Annotated in this window: 17 protein-coding genes and 2 pseudogenes; 2 read left to right on the top strand and 17 right to left on the bottom strand. The window is 27.1% G+C overall.

What is annotated here, in order from left to right:
- The 5 genes from BHW04_RS00680 to BHW04_RS00700 form a co-directional block, all read right to left on the bottom strand.
- The coding region (locus BHW04_RS00680) for a hypothetical protein (protein WP_302698515.1) at positions 1–280 on the bottom strand (280 nt) is incomplete at its 3' end.
- A gap of 351 nt (positions 281–631) precedes the next feature.
- The gene (locus BHW04_RS00685) at positions 632–1084 is read right to left on the bottom strand and encodes a hypothetical protein (RefSeq protein WP_022211793.1); all 453 of its coding nucleotides are present in this window, start codon (positions 1082–1084) and stop codon (positions 632–634) included.
- A complete protein-coding gene (locus tag BHW04_RS00690; protein ID WP_022211792.1) occupies positions 1071–1481 on the bottom strand; it encodes a nucleotidyltransferase domain-containing protein in 411 nt (136 codons plus the stop codon). The genes BHW04_RS00685 and BHW04_RS00690 overlap by 14 nt, the downstream gene beginning before the upstream one ends.
- 74 nt (positions 1482–1555) lie before the next feature.
- A complete protein-coding gene (locus tag BHW04_RS00695) occupies positions 1556–2092 on the bottom strand; it encodes a hypothetical protein (protein ID WP_302630797.1) in 537 nt (178 codons plus the stop codon).
- A gap of 741 nt (positions 2093–2833) precedes the next feature.
- Positions 2834–4183 (bottom strand): MATE family efflux transporter, encoded by a 1350-nt coding sequence (locus BHW04_RS00700; protein WP_302698518.1) that lies wholly within the window; start codon positions 4181–4183, stop codon positions 2834–2836.
- 222 nt (positions 4184–4405) lie between these two features.
- Between BHW04_RS00700 and BHW04_RS00705 the strand changes: the two genes are divergently transcribed.
- The gene (locus BHW04_RS00705; RefSeq protein ID WP_302633551.1) at positions 4406–4723 is read left to right on the top strand and encodes a TIGR04076 family protein; all 318 of its coding nucleotides are present in this window, start codon (positions 4406–4408) and stop codon (positions 4721–4723) included.
- 110 nt (positions 4724–4833) lie between these two features.
- Complete coding sequence (locus BHW04_RS00710) at positions 4834–5451, top strand: GNAT family N-acetyltransferase (RefSeq protein ID WP_302698519.1); 618 nt, start codon at positions 4834–4836, stop codon at positions 5449–5451.
- A 330-nt stretch (positions 5452–5781) separates the two neighbouring features.
- Here the strand turns inward: BHW04_RS00710 and BHW04_RS00715 are convergent, their stop codons facing one another.
- From BHW04_RS00715 to BHW04_RS00770, 12 genes and pseudogenes are all read right to left on the bottom strand, one after another.
- Entirely contained in the window at positions 5782–6294 is a 513-nt protein-coding gene (locus BHW04_RS00715; protein WP_302538357.1) for a hypothetical protein, read from the bottom strand.
- Positions 6295–6656: 362 nt separating this feature from the next.
- Positions 6657–7956, bottom strand: a pseudogene (locus BHW04_RS00725) (AAA family ATPase).
- Positions 7957–8018: 62 nt separating this feature from the next.
- Positions 8019–8222, bottom strand: a complete 204-nt coding sequence (locus BHW04_RS00730; protein ID WP_302633555.1) for a hypothetical protein — start codon at positions 8220–8222, stop codon at positions 8019–8021.
- A gap of 283 nt (positions 8223–8505) precedes the next feature.
- Entirely contained in the window at positions 8506–9981 is a 1476-nt protein-coding gene (locus BHW04_RS00735; RefSeq protein WP_302698522.1) for a glycoside hydrolase family 32 protein, read from the bottom strand.
- Between the two features lie 114 nt (positions 9982–10095).
- Positions 10096–11541, bottom strand: coding sequence for a sucrose-specific PTS transporter subunit IIBC (locus BHW04_RS00740; protein ID WP_302698523.1), 1446 nt, complete (start codon positions 11539–11541; stop codon positions 10096–10098).
- Positions 11542–11710: 169 nt separating this feature from the next.
- Complete coding sequence (locus BHW04_RS00745) at positions 11711–12688, bottom strand: LacI family DNA-binding transcriptional regulator (RefSeq protein WP_302698525.1); 978 nt, start codon at positions 12686–12688, stop codon at positions 11711–11713.
- Positions 12689–12819: 131 nt separating this feature from the next.
- On the bottom strand, positions 12820–13113 hold the full coding sequence (locus tag BHW04_RS12195; RefSeq protein ID WP_368072948.1) for a VanZ family protein: 294 nt from the start codon (positions 13111–13113) through the stop codon (positions 12820–12822).
- Between the two features lie 207 nt (positions 13114–13320).
- Positions 13321–14547 carry an IS256 family transposase gene (locus tag BHW04_RS00750; RefSeq protein WP_302698527.1) on the bottom strand — a complete coding sequence of 409 codons (1227 nt, stop codon included), beginning with the start codon at positions 14545–14547 and terminating at the stop codon, positions 13321–13323.
- Positions 14548–14611: 64 nt separating this feature from the next.
- Positions 14612–14977, bottom strand: coding sequence for a hypothetical protein (locus BHW04_RS00755; protein WP_302698528.1), 366 nt, complete (start codon positions 14975–14977; stop codon positions 14612–14614).
- A 255-nt stretch (positions 14978–15232) separates the two neighbouring features.
- A complete protein-coding gene (locus BHW04_RS00760; protein ID WP_302698530.1) occupies positions 15233–16357 on the bottom strand; it encodes an ABC transporter permease in 1125 nt (374 codons plus the stop codon).
- Between the two features lie 376 nt (positions 16358–16733).
- Positions 16734–16847: pseudogene (locus BHW04_RS00765) on the bottom strand (DNA-binding response regulator); the annotation flags it as partial.
- 194 nt (positions 16848–17041) lie between these two features.
- Complete coding sequence (locus BHW04_RS00770; RefSeq protein WP_302698532.1) at positions 17042–17572, bottom strand: 2'-5' RNA ligase family protein; 531 nt, start codon at positions 17570–17572, stop codon at positions 17042–17044.
- Between the last annotated feature and the right edge of the window lie 173 nt (positions 17573–17745).

The raw sequence follows: 17745 nt of genomic DNA on the forward strand, positions 1-17745 counted from the left end.
TTACCTTATTAAATATGGCTTTTTTAACTTTTGCCCTGAATTTATCACTTATAGCTGCATCAGTATTATTACTAGTATTTCCTTCATTTAATGATGCATCATTACCAGTAGATGGTTTATTTTGATTATTAGTATGGCTAAAATGTCTATTATATCTATATCCACTTGCTGTACTTACTGCTTTAGAATTTGAACTATTATCAATAGTTTCTGCGTGAGCTTGTACCCCTCCTATAAATATACTTCCTAATACTAATAATGAAATTATCTTAGATTTCATTTCCATTCCTCCTATAATTTGAGCTAATATCTTTAACTCATTTTTAGTAATCTTGTACTTTTACGTCTTTAACAACTTGTCCACCTAATAGTAACATGAATATTTAAATTTTATAATAGTGGATTAATAGAAAACATCTTATATATATCCCTTAAATGATATATTTTCTTTATATTCCTTAAAATAACTTTTATTCTATAATTATCTTCAAATACAAAAAATCCACTAGAATTAACTTAATTCTAGCGGATCTTATACTGAAGTTTTTCTGCCCCGTTCACACCTGCAAAAATTGTATAAGTTTGCATCTTATTTACCTATTACTTTTGCTTGTTCTCTTTGTTTAATTATTTATCTATTTATTTTATACTTTAACTTTACCACTTCAGATGATGATTCTAAAAATATATCTAAATAAATAATTTCTGAGTGACAAAATTTAATTATATCTGATTCTGCTATATCTCTTTTATAATAATCATGAGTAAATCTATTTCTAAGTATTATACATTTGATTAAAAATTCACATAAATAATCATCCATTAACCCTTCTCTAGTTGCTGATTTAATTAAGTCAACACCACTTAATCTTGGATTATATCTATCATTTATAACCAAATAAGTTTCGCATATATCAATTATATATTCAGTAAAATCAGAAAAATATCCTGTCATTCCTCTTGCTATAATCTCATTTGGATCTAAACAATATAACTGAACAGCTTTTCTTATTTTAATTAAAAATTCATGTGCACTATTAAATTTTTCACTTAGACGTTCTTTTTTATATCTATAATATACCATATTTTGATTCCCAATCCTCTCTAACTAACTTAATTAAGTTTTCATTTACTCTATTAAACTTACTTATATACATTAAGTAATCATAATGTAAATCAATGTTAAAGATTAATTTATCTTTATAATCTATATAAATATCAGCAAATACTGTATCAAAACTATTAAGTCCAATAAAGGTAAAGTGTATATCATCATAATTAAAGTATTTTTGTAACACTTCCCTATATTTATTTTCTATTTCAAATTCAACATTAAAGTCATTTTTCTTTATTAAGGCTAAAATATCAATATCACTTTTTCCCTCAAACCAATATTTAGTATTATAACTTCCAAATAAAGTTAAAGATATTAAATTTTCATTATCATTTGTTATCTTTAAATTAGATAATAACTTTTCCATTTTTCACCTCATAAAATATTGACTTTAGTTAAGTATATCAAAGCTTTCTACCATTTTCAAATAAATGATATTTCTTATATATACCTAAACACTATAGTCATATTACTTAATTTTTTATTAATCCTAAGCTTATACCTAAAATTCTTACCTTCTATAAATATTAAAGTCATTATTTGCCACAATAATACTGTGCCACCAGAATTCAATAATGATGTAAGTAAAGATTCACCTTTAGATGTTTTAATAATATACCAACAAGACAAAAGAATTGCTGCAGTAATCATATAATATCCAATTCTTATTACACCCATAATACTTAACTTTTTTTCTCGTTCCAAAAACTCCTTATATGAGTTTATTATACCTACCTTTGACATCTCCTCTTTATTTTCGTCTCTAACTTCCAATGGCATATTTATCTCTAACTCAACATTAATATCTTTTAATTTATATGGTAGTCTAAAAATATATTCTTGAAGCCATCCATCTAAATCTTCATTAATACATCTATACTCAACATCTCTATAGTCAAATTCTCTAAATAACCCTTCATAATAATCAACTTTAATTGGTATTGTACATTTAATTTTTTCCTTTAGATTATCATTCATAATTTTTCTCCTAACTTTTTATACTTTAATTTTATACTTTCCTGTACTTAAATAAAGACTGCTGACACTTTGTCAACAGTCTGAAGTGGACAAGATTATAATCTTGTCCACTTCTATTATAAATCACAATAATTTAAATTTTATTTTTCTTTTTTGATAGAAATAAAGATATAGTTTATAGAAACATAAATAAATGATATTGGAAGTGAAAATTAAAAATGAATTCCATATAAACAAAATTGTAAGTAATTGAAGTTCAGATTTATTTGAATTATAAATAAAATATATAATTGTAATATAAACTATACTTATAGAAATAGGTATTATTAATGAATAAATTATTTTCTTGCGAAAGGTAATTTTTTTAATAACAAAACCAGTAACTATTCCTAAAACTATAGGAATAATAAAATATAAAATAGGAACTAAATTAAAGATTACTTCTTTTGGCAATACTTCTTTTTGCACTAACTCACCTCCTGACCCAACTCGTAACTTAATACAATTGTTCAAAACTTTATATTCTTATTATACATAGTTTATGGATTATAATTCCAGTAATTATGTAAATAAATTTAAATTTATTTACATATTTGTTGCCTTATCTTAAAATCTTTTATCAGTTCGTACAGTTTCTTTGTCGGTGTTAAAAAAACTTCGTCTGCTTCAACTACACCATAAACAGAGCCAAATATAAATAAATGACTGGTTGGAAATTTTAATTCAAACCAGTCATTTAACTTAATAATTTTCTATTAATTCTAAACTGCTATTTTTTCTATCAATAACTATAATTCCTACAATTATCATCATAGTTATTAATTCTGCTAAAGGTAATGATAAAAACACTCCTGTTGTGCCTATAAATGGAGGTAAAGCTAATGTAAAGATAAATTGAAAAACAAAGCCTCTTCCTATTGATATTATATTAGCATATGTATTTTTGCCTATAGCTTGATAATATCCACTAATGGTAAAGATAGTTCCTATGGCTGGGCTACCAATACAATAAATTCTTATCATTTCATAAGCAGATTCAATATATTCACTGCTCACGCCAAAAATTGCAATCATTTCTCTACCAAAAAGTAGTATTGATGTATAAATTAATATACCAGATACTATACATATACCTATTGTAATATAAACAAGTTTTTTCATTTTTTCAAATTTCTTAGCTCCATAATGATAACCTATTAATGGTTGTAATCCTTGTGCTATACCCATACATGTATTTACTAAAAAACAATTTATATATGTAGCAACTGTATATATTGCCACATCAATAGTACTTCCATAAGTAAACATAGTTCTATTTTGTGTTAATAAAATAATTCCATATGAAATCTGTATTGCGAAACTTACAAAACCTATCTTAAGTATTCTTTTTACTATTTCCATATGAATTTTTAAGTTTTCTTTTTTAACCTTAATAGTAGCTTTACCTTTTATAAAATGATATAAAGATACACTCATTGATATTAGTATACTTGCGCTTGTTGCAATAGCAGCTCCTTTAACACCAAAACCTAGTTTCATAACAAGTATCCAGTCTAATACTATGTTAGCTATAGCCCCTATACCTATCATTATCATTGATAAATCAGGTCTTCCATCAGTTCTAACTATAGGATTTAATGCTGTAGCAAATATGTATGGCACTGCAATTATAAATATTATTGTGTAATAATCTAATGCACTTTCTAAAGTATCACTTGTTGCCCCTAATAGTTTTATTATTGGCATTCTAAATAATAAACCTAAGATTGTTACTACTACACCAATACATACAATTAAAGTAACACCTGTACCTAATACTTTTTCAGCCTTTTTATTTTCTCCTTTCCCCATATAAATAGCAATTATGCTGCTTGTACCAATTCCTATCATAAGTCCTATACCTACAACAAGCGTTACTGCTGGCCAAGCTATATTTACACCTGCAAGTCCTACTTCACCAACACCTTGACCTATGAATATTCCATCTACCATTGTATAAATTGTATTTAAGACAACTCCAACAACAGATGCTATGATGAATTTAGCCCAAACTTTAAATATATTGCCATTTAAAACTTCTTTTATATCCACTGTATCATTCCTTTCTTAATTTAAATTAAGATAATTTATTACAACTTATCTGCTATACATATTATAAGTTTATTTAAATAATTTGAAAATAAATTATTCATTACTTAGTATAAATAAAATAATTAGTAAATTGAGGATTACAATTTGTGTTATCTGAATGTATACAAGCTTAAAATTAAGGAATAATATTCCAACATACAAATTAAAATTTGGAGGTTAAACATGAAAAAATGGTATAATGAGGAATATGAATTTGAATTTGAGGTAATAGGTTTTCTTCGTAGTGATCACACAGAGGGTTACTGCCGTAATGGTGAAGAAATAGGCGATAAATATACCTGCACCTATGGCTGTCCTGTGAATAAAGAAAGACAAGGTATCTGCTCTAAAGTAATGATGATTATGTTTCCAGTGATGGAAGCTGTCAGAAGCGGTGGAGATTTAGAGAACATCGGTGGTATTGGAAAATACAGCAAGGATATTGTATGTCCAGATGGCTGTGTTATTTTTAGGTTAACAGCAAAGAAACTTGGAAATTAGAATTTCTATAAGGGTAAGTTTTTTGATTAATGGAGGTTACTATGGAAAATATATTAATTAAAGAATTAAATAAAAATAAACTAAATGACGCTTTGTCATTAGTTTAGAAAGTGTTCAATGAATATGAGGCTCCTGATTATAGCAAAGAAGGTATAGAAGAGTTTCATAAGTGTATTAATGATACCAGTTATTTAGCTACCCTTCGTGTATTTGGTGCTTTTGAAGGTGATAATCTACTTGGTGTTATTGCCACAAGAAGTGAGGGAACACATATAGCACTGTTTTTTGTAGATGTAGAACAAGTTTTACTTTTTGCTAAAAAATATTCAGAATATCCAGATTTAAATGTATTTCTTAATTCTAAAAGTAATTATAATAATAAAAGCGATATACTATTAGAAAATATAACTGGAGCGATACATCGAACTGGAGTATTTCTCTTTGCTAAAAAATTAACTGATGATATTTGTGATGATCCACTAACTGCTGATAACGATGAAGGAATTTTTATCGTTGATTTAAGAAGTACTAAACCACGATATTGCTTAATGAATTATAACTTTCAAATTGTTACTCCAAGTGAGTATTTCAAAATATATGAAGATGAATATTACCCAGAAGATAATATTATTAAAGAAATTCCAAATATTATAAATAATATAAATACCTTTGATACTATTCCATTAAAAGAAATCCAATATTTATTTCCTACGCTTATTAAAAGATAGGTATATTTTCTTGTTTCTTTATATGTTAAAAGTGCATGTAACTAATCCCGTACGCACATACACTTTTAATATATATTTTTATTTTTCTTTTATTAGCTTACCTTCATTAAACTCTAATAAGATTTCTCTATCTAACTCTATTCATTTATTAAACACTAAGTCATTTTCTTCACCTATTTCATACTGAAGGCTTACTTGTCCACTATAAGGAATTTTCAAGTTTATATTTTGATATGTAACATATTTTCCTTTTCTTATAAAAATTTCACCAATTTACTCTGTCATTTTTCAATTCCTTTCATTCTTTATTTCTAACCATTAATCATGTAACTAAGTTTCTAATAATTTCTCATAAAATTCTCTTCTACTTTTGTATCCATTAAAAGTACTTACTGCCATTTCAAATTCCTTTTTACTCCAAGCTTTATCTTTATCTATTTTTCTACGCATCTTCTTCATCCTGTTCTTAAATGGATTTTCAATGCTCTGTACATATTTAACTGTATTCCCCTCAGAAAGTAAAACAAAATAAATATTATCTGTAAAATTAAGCCCAAGAAGATTTCTTCTGTCTGTTTGATTACATATATTAATCCATTGACCATAAATACTCTCATAATTGTCATCAAATATAACTAACATTAAATATAATGTAACTCTTCCTATTGTAAAATACCGCACTTCATACTGTATACATTTATTATTACTTAACTCATTTATCTTTACATTTTTTTCTTTAATAAAGAAGTGAGCTTGTTCTAATTTTTCATTTGGGTTTACTAATAACATTTCTCCAAACTTAATAAATTCCAATTCATCATATTTTTCACCTATTGCTATCATTCTTTCAATCCTCCATACTTTGTTTTATTACCTTTATACATATTTATTTTAAAAGTAAGTAAAACATCAACATAATTATTGTATAATAAATTATAAATCTTGTTGTATTACAAAAGCAAATAATTTTGATGTCTTATTATGTACTCATTTGAAGGATAAAAAGTTTAATGGTAAAAAAGATCTTTGCTATACTTTTTTTATTGAAGATGCTTATGGTCGTAAAAATTATGATTTGGAAACCTTACACTGGCTTCTAGCGTATAATGGCTATTAAAGTTATGGTCTATGTAAAAACTCCTATTATACAGCAACCTGTATAATAGGAGTTTACTTATTTTTTATCTAGTAAAAAACTCTCATAATTATATTTTTTCTATTTTACATTTATGTTCTTTAAGTTTTGAATCATAACATATGGCTACTGCTAGTACTTCATTATTTTCATTTTTAAATTTTTGCACATATTCTTTTTCTTTAATTTGTTTTAGTGCTATATCTACACTTTCATCTTCCTTGAGTTTTCTATAATTCTTGATACTTCTCCAAAAGATCATCCTTAAGAGCCTTTTCAAATTCTTTCATTAGCTCTCTATTAGGAATCCTCAAATATCCATCATGGTAAGATAAAAAACCTAAAATAATCATTGCAGAGTAAATTTCTTCTTTAGTTCTTGGTTCTCTCTGACCTGCTCTAAATTCTTCATCTATAAATATATCTACTTCTTCACCTGATACCATTTCAATAACATCTTCTCTAATTTCTAAAGTATTATACTTTAAATAATCAGTGACCTCATCCATAGCTCCTGTGTTTGTCCAGTAACTTTCACAATATCCATTTTCAAGCGCTTTTATTACTGAACGTGGATTATATATTTTTTTTCCTTTAGTAGTTAAATACCCATTATACCAACTTTCTAGATCGGAAAATTTAATTTCATCATTTTTCTCACACAAAGCTAATACTTCTTCATTTGTAAAGCCAAAATACTCATCATATATTCTATCTTTTAGAAAAGTATACTCATCAAACATATTTAATGCTGACCCACTTGAATATTTCTTAATAGGTAGTACTCCTGTCATATATGCAAGTGCAACATAAGGTTGATCCTTTAACAACTGTCTTATAAATTCTAAAAAGTCATTTTGATTATTTTCAAAAAGATTGTTAGTAAAAATATAATCCCACTCATCAAAAATAAAAATAAACTTATCATTTGTAGCATTTAACATATGGTTTATTGTAAAATACTCACTTGGATCAATCTGTGGATACTTATCACTTATATCCTTTATTAAATTTGCTTTAATCATTCCTATATAATCATCATATGTATTACCCTTATGGGATACTTGATTAAATGAAATACTTAGCACATTATATTTATTTAAATGCTCTTTGTAACTTTTATCTTTACTTATTTTTAACTTATCAAATATATTATGTGAATCTACTGCCTTTGAGTAGTACGCTCCTAGCATATCTGCAACTGATGATTTACCAAATCTTCTTGGCCTTGTTATACAAACATACTTACTCTTAGTTGAAACTTTACTATTAAGGGATTTTATTATCTCTGATTTATCTACAAAATAATATTCTCGAGCAAGTTCACTATAATTCTCAAAAGGTGCCTTTGTATTTAAATATATAGCCATACTTTCCCCCTAAAACAATTAATATATAATAATTATACCCTAATTATTATATTAATAAAACATTACCCTCTTTTTATCAATCCTGGAATTCTTTCATTTTCAATTAAGTAATATTTAATCTTATAGTTCTTTAAATATCTATTTTTAAAAATCTCATAGTCTCTAAATTGAACTTCTTCATAATTACCTTGCTGGAACATCTTTTCTCTTTCATTATAAATTGCATCTAATCTTCCTACCAACACTTCATTTAATACTTCCGTCAATTCCTTCAAAGCTGCTTGTGAATTAATAGTTTTAGCTCTTTTCCCAGCTATGGCTTTCTCAGCTAATCATTTTATTAACTTTCCTCCGTCCTTAATAATACACCTATTAATTATCGTAATACTTGTATATTTTTTATACACTTTTATAACTTTATTTTTATATCTAAGCAATATTTAATTATAATCAATAAACTTATTTATTACATTAATAATAAAAGCCATAATAAGCTCCTTTTTAAAAAGTAAACTTATTATAGCTCTTTAATTAAATACTATTTTTCATCTAAAACAAATCCCATATTTTTAAATTAACATCTGTCTTTCCATGAGAAAAAATGCTTATGTTACTACTATCTTTAGCTGTAAAGATTCTTGCTGTAAATACTTCTTCTCCATCATTAACAAATACCTCTATTGATGATGTATCAACAAAGATTTGTAATTTTAAATTTTTACCTTCATATGAACATTTTCTTTCTCTACCGTACTCCACTGCAAAATCTTTTCCTGAATGACTTCTATCTAAAACTAATTTCTTTTCTTCTAAATCATAGTAAAATACTGTTTCTTCTTTTATACCTTGTCTTAATTTAAGACCAACTCTCTTACCTGTGATATTTTCAAAACTACACTCCACTTCATATACATTTCCTTTAAAATCTTCTATGATAGTTTCCTCATTATTTAAAGCATATGACATAATTCTTTCATTTTTTCTTAAACTTGCAAGCTCTCTTACTGGCTTCTGTAATAGTTTATTACCTTTTAAACTTAACTCTCTTGGAATAGTTAAGCAATGTACCCATCCATTTTCATCTGTAGGGTATGCTATTTCAGGTAATCCCATCCAACCAACTAATATATATCTTCCATCTGGTGCTTTTGTAGTTTGTGGAGCGTAAAAATCAAATCCTCTATCTAATTCTCTAAATTCTCCATGATTAAACTCTAGGTTTTCAAAATCGATTTTATTTCCAATTAAATAACCTGATTGGAAAATATTTTTGTATTTATCACCATTAGCTTCTAACCCTTGTGGTGAAAATATAAGAACACCTTTATCATCAATTTTTATGTAATCAGGACATTCCCACATAAATCCATTCCCAAAGAAGCTTGTTTTTATTTCACCTTTATAATTCCAATTTATCAAATCACCTGATTCATATACTGCTATAGTCCCAAGATTTCCTTCTTTTCTTTCAGCTCCTATTACAAAATAATATTTATCATTTTCTTTAAATACTTTAGGATCTCTAAAGTTATCAGTATATATTTCTGGCAGTTCTTCCACAATAGCTTTAGGATGCTTAGTTATTTTTCCTTCTGCATCCATAATTGCTAAACACTGATACGGATGTCTTTCCCACTTATCATTTCTTGTATTTCCTGTATAAAATAAATATAATTTATCATTTTCAGCTAATCCACTACCTGAAAATGCTCCATGACTTTCAAAGTACTCACTAGGAATAATACCAACACCACAATCATTCCAATGTACTAAATCTTTTGATGAAACATGATACCAGTGTTTAATTCCATGTACAGGTCCTAAAGGGAACCATTGATAAAATAAATGATATTCTCCATTAAAATATGCAAAACCATTAGGATCATTTAGTAATCCTGTTGTAGGTTGAATATGAAATTTTTGTCTATATGGGCAACCATCTACCTTTTCTTTTAATACTGCCATTTCCTCATCACTTGCTTCTAATATTGTTCTATAACGTTCTTCTCTTGTCCACTCTTTCATTAAAATTTCTCTCCTTATTATATAAACTATTAATCTAATAAACTGAAATCATTAAGCCAAAAATAGAAGGTATTAGATTATGCTCTAATTCCTCCTATTTATATCTTCATAACATTATGCTACTTCTAAATTTTCTTTCTTTGCTGTAGTCTTAGCTAAAATAATAGTAGATACCACTGCTACCCCCATAGAAATAGCCATACCTATAATATAATTTATCATTGAATCTGGTCTTATTGATATTATACCTGGTAAACCTGCAGCTCCTGGAGCTAATGCTAATACTTTAGTTAACATTATATATGCACTTGAAACTCCTGAACCTATCATTGCTCCGTAGAATGGATAGCGTAATTTTAAGTTAACTCCAAATATAGCTGGTTCAGTGATTCCTAATAAAGCTGAAATACCTGATGCTGATGCTATACCTTTCATTTTATTATCCTTTTTAAGAATAAGAAGTACTGATAAAGCTGCTGCACCTTGTGCTACATTTGACATTGCTGCAACTGGGAAAATAAATGATCCACCTGTTGTTGCTATATCTGCTAATAATTGAGTTTCAACAGCTGTAAAGCTATGATGCATACCTGTTATAACTATTGGTGCATAGAAGAATCCAAATATAGCTCCTCCTATTGGTCCTAATGTATTAATTAAACCTATTAATCCTGCTGTAATTCCATCACCAGCTAATCTCATTACTGGTCCTATTGCTACAAATGTTAATAATCCTGTAATAAATACTGTAAATAATGGTGTTAAAAGATTATCTAAAACTGATGGTATTATTTTATGTAATGTCTTTTCAACTTTTGCTAATACAAAAGATGATGCTAAAACTGGTAGTACTGTTCCTTGATATCCTACTTTAAGAATAGAGAAACCTAATATATTCCAATATGGTACAGTTCCTTCAATAACTGCTGATGGATAACTGTAACCATTTAATAAATCACCATGAATCATTAAAGCACCTATACAAGCTCCTAAATATGGATTACCACCAAACGCCTTAGTAGCTGAAAATCCTAAAAATATTGGTAAGAATGCAAATCCTGTATTGGCAAATGTATTAATCATTTCTGCTAAATCTTTAAATTGTGGGTGAGCTTCAATTAAAGATTGTCCTTCTACAAATAACCCTTGAGAAGTTAAAATATTATTTATACCCATCAATAATCCTGCAGCCACAAGAATCGGAAGTACTGGTACAAAAACATCTGCTAAAGATTTAATTAATCTTTGAACAGGATTTAGCTTTTTATCAGCTTCTTTCTTTAATTCTTCCTTACTTCCTTCAACTATATCTGCTATTTTAATTAGTTCTTTATAAACTTCATTAACAACACCAGAGCCTAAGATTATTTGGAATTGTCCTGAAGTATTGAAATTACCTTTTACTGCTGGCATTTCTTCAATGGCCTTAATGTTAATTTTTTTATCATCTTTAAGAACTAATCTTAATCTTGTGGCACAATGTGCAGCACTGATGATATTTTCTTTTCCACCTACATACTCTAATATTTCTTTACTTATTTGATTATAATTTTTACTCATGTCCATCTCCCTTATATGACAAAAGATTTTTTAGTAATAATTTCATTTACTTGAAACGTTTCATTTTTGCTACATTTAAATATTAATACGTTTTCATCATATAGTCAAGTATTTTTTAAGAAAAATTTCCTAAGCAAAATTCTAACTTAGGAAATCTATTTCTTAATATTTATTTAGTTGTATATCCTTTTATAAAATTTATTGGAAGAATTACCTTCTTTTCTAATGGTTTGTCTTCAATTATATTTATTAATGCTTCCACTGATTTTTTAGCCATCAGCTCAACGGGTTGCCTAATGGTAGATATTTTAAATTCATCTTGGCTAAATGATCTACTTCCATCAAAACCAATAACTTGAACATCTTTTGGTACATTAACATTTATATTTTCTAACCTTTTAATAAAATCCAATGCATGTCTATCAGTTACTGCAAAAACTCCATCTATTTTTATCTTTTCTTTAAAATTTTCTTCAATAAATTCATCTAGTAAAATTTCAAACTCACTGGAACTTCCTAGTAATTCACATATATCATAATTAATATTATTTTCTGTGCAATAGCTTATAAATCCTTCTTTTCTTTTTCTTGTAGCATTATCTATTTTTGATCCACGACCTATATAAGCTATATTTTTACAACCTGCTTCAATAAGCTTTTCTGCTGCTAATTTTCCACCTTGAAAGTTATCACTGGAAATATACGTTATATCCTTAGAGAAATATCTATCTATACTTACAAATGGTATTTTTTCTGAAACATATTCATCTATATTACTATAGGTTATTGCAATAATCCCATCCATCTTATTTTGTTTAGCCATAGATATATATTCTATTTCACTTTGCTGATTTTTTTCAGAATTACATAAAATCATCTTCATGCCTACTTCTCTTAGGCATTTCTCAATATTATAAGCTAATTCGCTGAAAAAAGGATGCCAAATTGTTGGTAAAATTACAGCTACAGTGTTAGTTTTATTAATTTTTAAACCTCTAGCATAAACATTAGGCTCATACTTTAATTTTTTTATAGCCTCTTCTACTAAAACCTTTGTTTCTGGTTTAACTGGTATATTGTTAATAACCTTAGAAACTGTACCTACTGCTACCCCTGCTTCTTTTGCAACATCTTTCATTGTGGCCATATTTACATACTCCCTTGTCTATCGTTTTATTACCAATTTTAATTATATTAATAAATAAAAAATCAGTAAATGCAATTTACACATTTACTGATTTTTTTAATTTTAGCCTAAGATTTTCTATGGTATCAATACTAAACTACTTTCTCTCTAATTGAGTAGCTTATATTTATTCTGCTATATACCTTATATAAGTAATAACCTAAAAGTCCACTAATGGTATTACAAAGTAAATCCATGGTATCAAAGGATCTACTTAAATTGGCAACTAAATATGACAAAACAACCTGGCTACATTCAATAAATAAAGATATTGCAAAGGCCATTGCTATAATTTGATTTATTTTAAAAGTAACATCCCTAAAATGATAGCAAATAAAAAATATAAATGGAGATAATAAAATTAAATTACCACCTACATTGGTAATTACCTCAGAGTCTGTAAATAATTTTGTGTATTCTAAATTTCCTCTTGGAAATAATGAGTGATTTTTAAAATCTAAATTTTATTTATTTTTGTCTAAATATAGATTTTATTGACACTTTAAATATTAACCTATATGTATATTATCCCCACTTCTTGGGAATAATATACGTTAGGGAAAATATCAAAAGAACTTTATTTTAGGTTTATCCTAATTTGAGGTTCTTTTTTCATCTAAAATATCACTAAAAATAATATTCAATTGATTAATAACTAAATCCCAATCTGAATAAGCTCTGGTCCATTTCCTTGCTACGCGTTCAACGGCTAGATATAGCATTTTCATTAAACTATCATCATTAGGGAATATTAATTTTGTTTTAGTTATTTTTCTAAATTGACTATTTAAACTTTCTATAACATTAGTTGTATAGATTATTTTTCTTATATTACCAGGGAAAGCAAAGAATGTACTTAAGTTATCCCAGTTATCTTCCCAACTCTTTATTGCATTAGGGTATTTATTACCCCATTTATCTTTCATAGCAAGTAAATTATCCATAGCAATCTCTTCGTTAACGGAAGTGTAAACACCTTTTAAATCAGCTATAAAAGCTTTTCTATCTTTATAAGGTATATACTTCATACTAGAACGTATTTGATGTATTATGCACCTTTGTATTTTAGCAAATGGGAAAGTAGCTCCGATAGCTTCCTTGAAGCCATTAAGACCGTCAACGCAAAATATAAGCACATTTTGAACCCCTCTATTCTTTAAATCGTTTAATACAGATAGCCAGAATTTACTTGATTCATTAGCTCCAATCCATATCCCTAAAACTTCTTTTTCTCCATCTAAATTGACTCCGATAACAACATACGCAGCTTTAATCACTACTTGTTTATCTTCTCTAACTTTATAATGAATTGCATCCATAAATACAAATGAGTATGTTTTTTCTAAAGGTCTACTTTGCCATTCGGCTACCAGCGGTAAAATTCTATTTGTAATATTAGATACAGTTTCTGCACTAACATCCACTCCATAAAGTTCTTTTACTTGTTCAGAAATATCACGAGTTGTCATTCCAGTTGCATATAAACCTAATATTTTTTCCTCTATTCCATTAACTGATCTTTGATGTTTAGGAATAATTTTAGGTTCAAATTCACCATTTCTGTCTCTTGGTATATTTATTTCAACTGGTCCTAATTCTGATTTTACTGTTTTCTTTGAATAACCATTTCTACTATTATCAATAGATTTACTACTAGAATCATACTTTCCGTAGCCTAATGCTTCATCCATTTCAGCTTCTAATGATTCTTGAAGCACATCTCTAAACATATCTTTTAGAGCATTTAAAATTTCATTTGGACTAGTAAAGTTTTGCTCCTTAATATATTCTCTTAATAATTCTTTCGACATATTTGACATATAAAAAACTCCTTTTTGTAATAATTATTTATCTCAATTATTTCCAAAAAGGAGTTGATTTTATTCAGTTTACACAAAGTTTTTTACAGAACCTTACCTCACTTATACCACCAATCCTATAAATACTGATAGTACTTTCCCAAGGTATTAAGTGAATTTTAGCTAATTTCCTTATGACGTTTTTACCCAAGGCTAAAGGTATTGGAAAATATACCACTGCAGCTAAAATAGTGATATATAAGCTAAAAATTAAATGCATAACCTTTTCTTTAATCTTATAGTCAAACTCTATATATATTATTAATTTAACTAGCACTTTTAAATTTAAAATAGTACTATCTATCTTAGATTGAAACTTCATCATTTCATTTAAATACCCTTGCTTCACTGTAATTTTTATGCTTTCATCATATATTAGTCCAAATACCAATGAAATATGACCTACTCTATTATCTACTGCTGTCTTTTTTAAACTTCTTTTAATTTTATCTTTTCAATATTGCTATCATATTTTTCAACATATTCATTAAAAACTCTCTTTGCTTTTTCCTTATTTATTTTCATATTTTATTAATCCCCTCTTATTTCTTGTTACTCTTTTATTACTAATTATACCATTATATCCTTAAAAAAGTTTTTATTTATAAAAGCTAAGCCCACCTAAATTAGATAAGCTTAGCTTTTTTTAATTATCTATGGCATTTCTATAGCCTATATAAGTGGCATAGAAATATCCTCCATATACTATAACAAATATTAATGCAGTTATCAGTGATGATATTAATATGTCGTAGTTTCCAAAGTTCTGCAAATATTCTTCAACTATATTTATACCTACTATTGAATGTATGATAGCCAGTGATAACGGCATTATGAAAAATGTTAATACTTCCACTAATATACTCTTATTAATTTGTCTTCTGGAAGCTCCTATTTTTCTTAATACTTCATAACGTTCCATGGAATCATTACATTGAGCCAACTGCTGAATAGCTAATACTACTGCACTGGAAAGTAAAAATACTATTCCTATATAAATTGCTACAAAAAGTATTATTGTTGACATTCCTACATTAGAATCATAAGCTATTTCTCTACTCATAGCTAACAACTTAATGTCATCACCTATGACTCCTGGCTCTATGGTCATGTATCCTTCTAATATTTTAGCTACTTCTTCTTTCTTCCGCTCCTTACCTTCACCTACATAATTAATATTAATATATTCACTATCAGCAGTTAAATTGTTGCAGAAATCATCTGGCACAATAAAAGAAAATATATTATTGCTAGCTCCTGTTATACCTAATGAATCATCTAGCACCTTCTTTTCCTTTATATCATATGCTTTTCCATCAATAATAATTTGATTATTTTCCTTAAAGAATCTTTCAATGGTTGGAATCATGCTTTCTAAATTAGAAGCTAGATAAATTTCATCATTATTTAACTGTAGTTCTTTTTCACCTAAAAGCTTTCTATTTTTGTTAAAATCTGTTACTGATATAACTTGTGCTTTTTCAAAAACTGGATTAAAGTTAATAAGTTCAGAGCCAGTGTCTGTGTACTTACCTAGTAAATCTTTAATACTAAAATCTATCATATAAGTATTCATTGTTATATATTCAGTATTTTCATCTAAAATAATATGATATTTAGCTAAAGCCTCTTCTATTGGAATATTACTTTCTTCATTATCTTTATTTAATGAACAAGATAAATCATAAGGAGTAAACTTCTTAGTAATTTCTTCAAAAGATTTTTTCATACTCAAACCAGTGGTTAATATTCCTATGGTTACAAATAACATTAAACAAATTACTGCCATGGATATAAAATTAGTGTTAAACTTATTTGTTATTTGTCTTATGGTAAATGTATTTAAATTATTATAATATAAATTATCACTTTTCTTTAGTATTAGAAGTAATACTGATGATGCACCAAAGAAAAACCCTAATGTGCCTATTATTCCTAAGAAAATTGAAGTTAAGAATCTATAATCATTAAAATCAAGATTAGTAACTGATGCTAAATAATATGCTACTACCAGGATAACTATTGATGCTATAAGAATTGTAAAGGATAATCCTGCACTTCTTACAGTGATTTTTTCACTTTTTCTTGATGAATTTATTAAATCTATTAACTTATACTTTGAAATTACTAAAGTATTAAAGATTATAACTAGATGTTCTTCTTAAAAGTGATGAAATTCTCGCTAAAAGCACTGCTGTATTATATGGCTTGGTTACAAAATCATCGGCACCTAAATTTATACTCATAATTTCATCCATATCTTCCAAGAAAACTTATTAGTTCTGCTTTCATTTCTCTGTTATCTTCAATTATCATTATATTTTTTACACCATCACCTCTTTACCTGTATATTATACCTTTTTATTTAATTATTTCCACAAACTTTCTGCTACAAACCTTTTTAAATTAAAAAATAAGTACCTATCTTCAAAGGTACTTATTTGATATGTCATATTTATTCTTTTAATTCAAATCTTTTATGAAGCTTCCATGTGTTATCCTGCCACTTATATATGGAAATATTATTTAATAAAACATTATAATTACAATTGAATTGATTGATCCATTGCCACATTTCATCAAATACGAAAGAAACTTTTTTAGATGAAACTGTTACGTGAAATATTGCATTTTCACCTTCATGGCTTCCAAAGCTTATATAATTTACTTCTTTTATGGCCTTTACAAAAGCTTTATGAAAATCTCTCATTTCCTTATTTTCAATAACATTCATATAAATAACTCTATTATCAAAATGTTCAAACCCCTTAATTTCATAAGGTATTGCTTTTTTGTCTTTAATATATTTTTCTATTGCCTCTTCTAATACTTCTATAGGCTCTTCTGTTTCAAAAGGTGCTTTTAAGGTAATATGTGCAGGTAACTTTGATGATTTAACCTTAAACTTTTCAAATGTTTCAGCACTAAGTTTTTTATTAAAAACTCCTGCTTCTCCATCCGCCACTGTCACAACAACATATCTCATACTCTATCTCCTTTTATTTTACTATTGACTAATAAAGTAATTTACTTTATTATCTTTTCAAATTATATAATAATTAAAAAAGTGGCTTTCGCCACGCTCCCTTCGGGAATTTAATTTTAAGTATTCTAAAAGGCATAGAACTAACATCGGTTCTATGCTATATTTTTCCTATT

Source organism: Clostridium sp. 29_15, from assembly GCF_001916075.1.
GTDB classification, from domain to species: domain Bacteria; phylum Bacillota; class Clostridia; order Clostridiales; family Clostridiaceae; genus Clostridium; species Clostridium lentum.

What these genes read in the sequence shown, in the direction of transcription:
- BHW04_RS00685 (WP_022211793.1), bottom strand. Translation starts at nt 1,084, where the DNA reads ATGGTATATTATAGATATAAAAAAGAACGTCTAAGTGAAAAATTTAAT.
- BHW04_RS00690 (WP_022211792.1), bottom strand. Translation starts at nt 1,481, where the DNA reads ATGGAAAAGTTATTATCTAATTTAAAGATAACAAATGATAATGAAAAT.
- BHW04_RS00695 (WP_302630797.1), bottom strand. Translation starts at nt 2,092, where the DNA reads ATGAATGATAATCTAAAGGAAAAAATTAAATGTACAATACCAATTAAA.
- BHW04_RS00705 (WP_302633551.1), top strand. Translation starts at nt 4,406, where the DNA reads ATGAAAAAATGGTATAATGAGGAATATGAATTTGAATTTGAGGTAATA.
- BHW04_RS00715 (WP_302538357.1), bottom strand. Translation starts at nt 6,294, where the DNA reads ATGATAGCAATAGGTGAAAAATATGATGAATTGGAATTTATTAAGTTT.
- BHW04_RS00735 (WP_302698522.1), bottom strand. Translation starts at nt 9,981, where the DNA reads ATGAAAGAGTGGACAAGAGAAGAACGTTATAGAACAATATTAGAAGCA.
- BHW04_RS00740 (WP_302698523.1), bottom strand. Translation starts at nt 11,541, where the DNA reads ATGAGTAAAAATTATAATCAAATAAGTAAAGAAATATTAGAGTATGTA.
- BHW04_RS00745 (WP_302698525.1), bottom strand. Translation starts at nt 12,688, where the DNA reads ATGGCCACAATGAAAGATGTTGCAAAAGAAGCAGGGGTAGCAGTAGGT.
- BHW04_RS00750 (WP_302698527.1), bottom strand. Translation starts at nt 14,547, where the DNA reads ATGTCAAATATGTCGAAAGAATTATTAAGAGAATATATTAAGGAGCAA.
- BHW04_RS00760 (WP_302698530.1), bottom strand. Translation starts at nt 16,357, where the DNA reads ATGTTATTTGTAACCATAGGAATATTAACCACTGGTTTGAGTATGAAA.
- BHW04_RS00770 (WP_302698532.1), bottom strand. Translation starts at nt 17,572, where the DNA reads ATGAGATATGTTGTTGTGACAGTGGCGGATGGAGAAGCAGGAGTTTTT.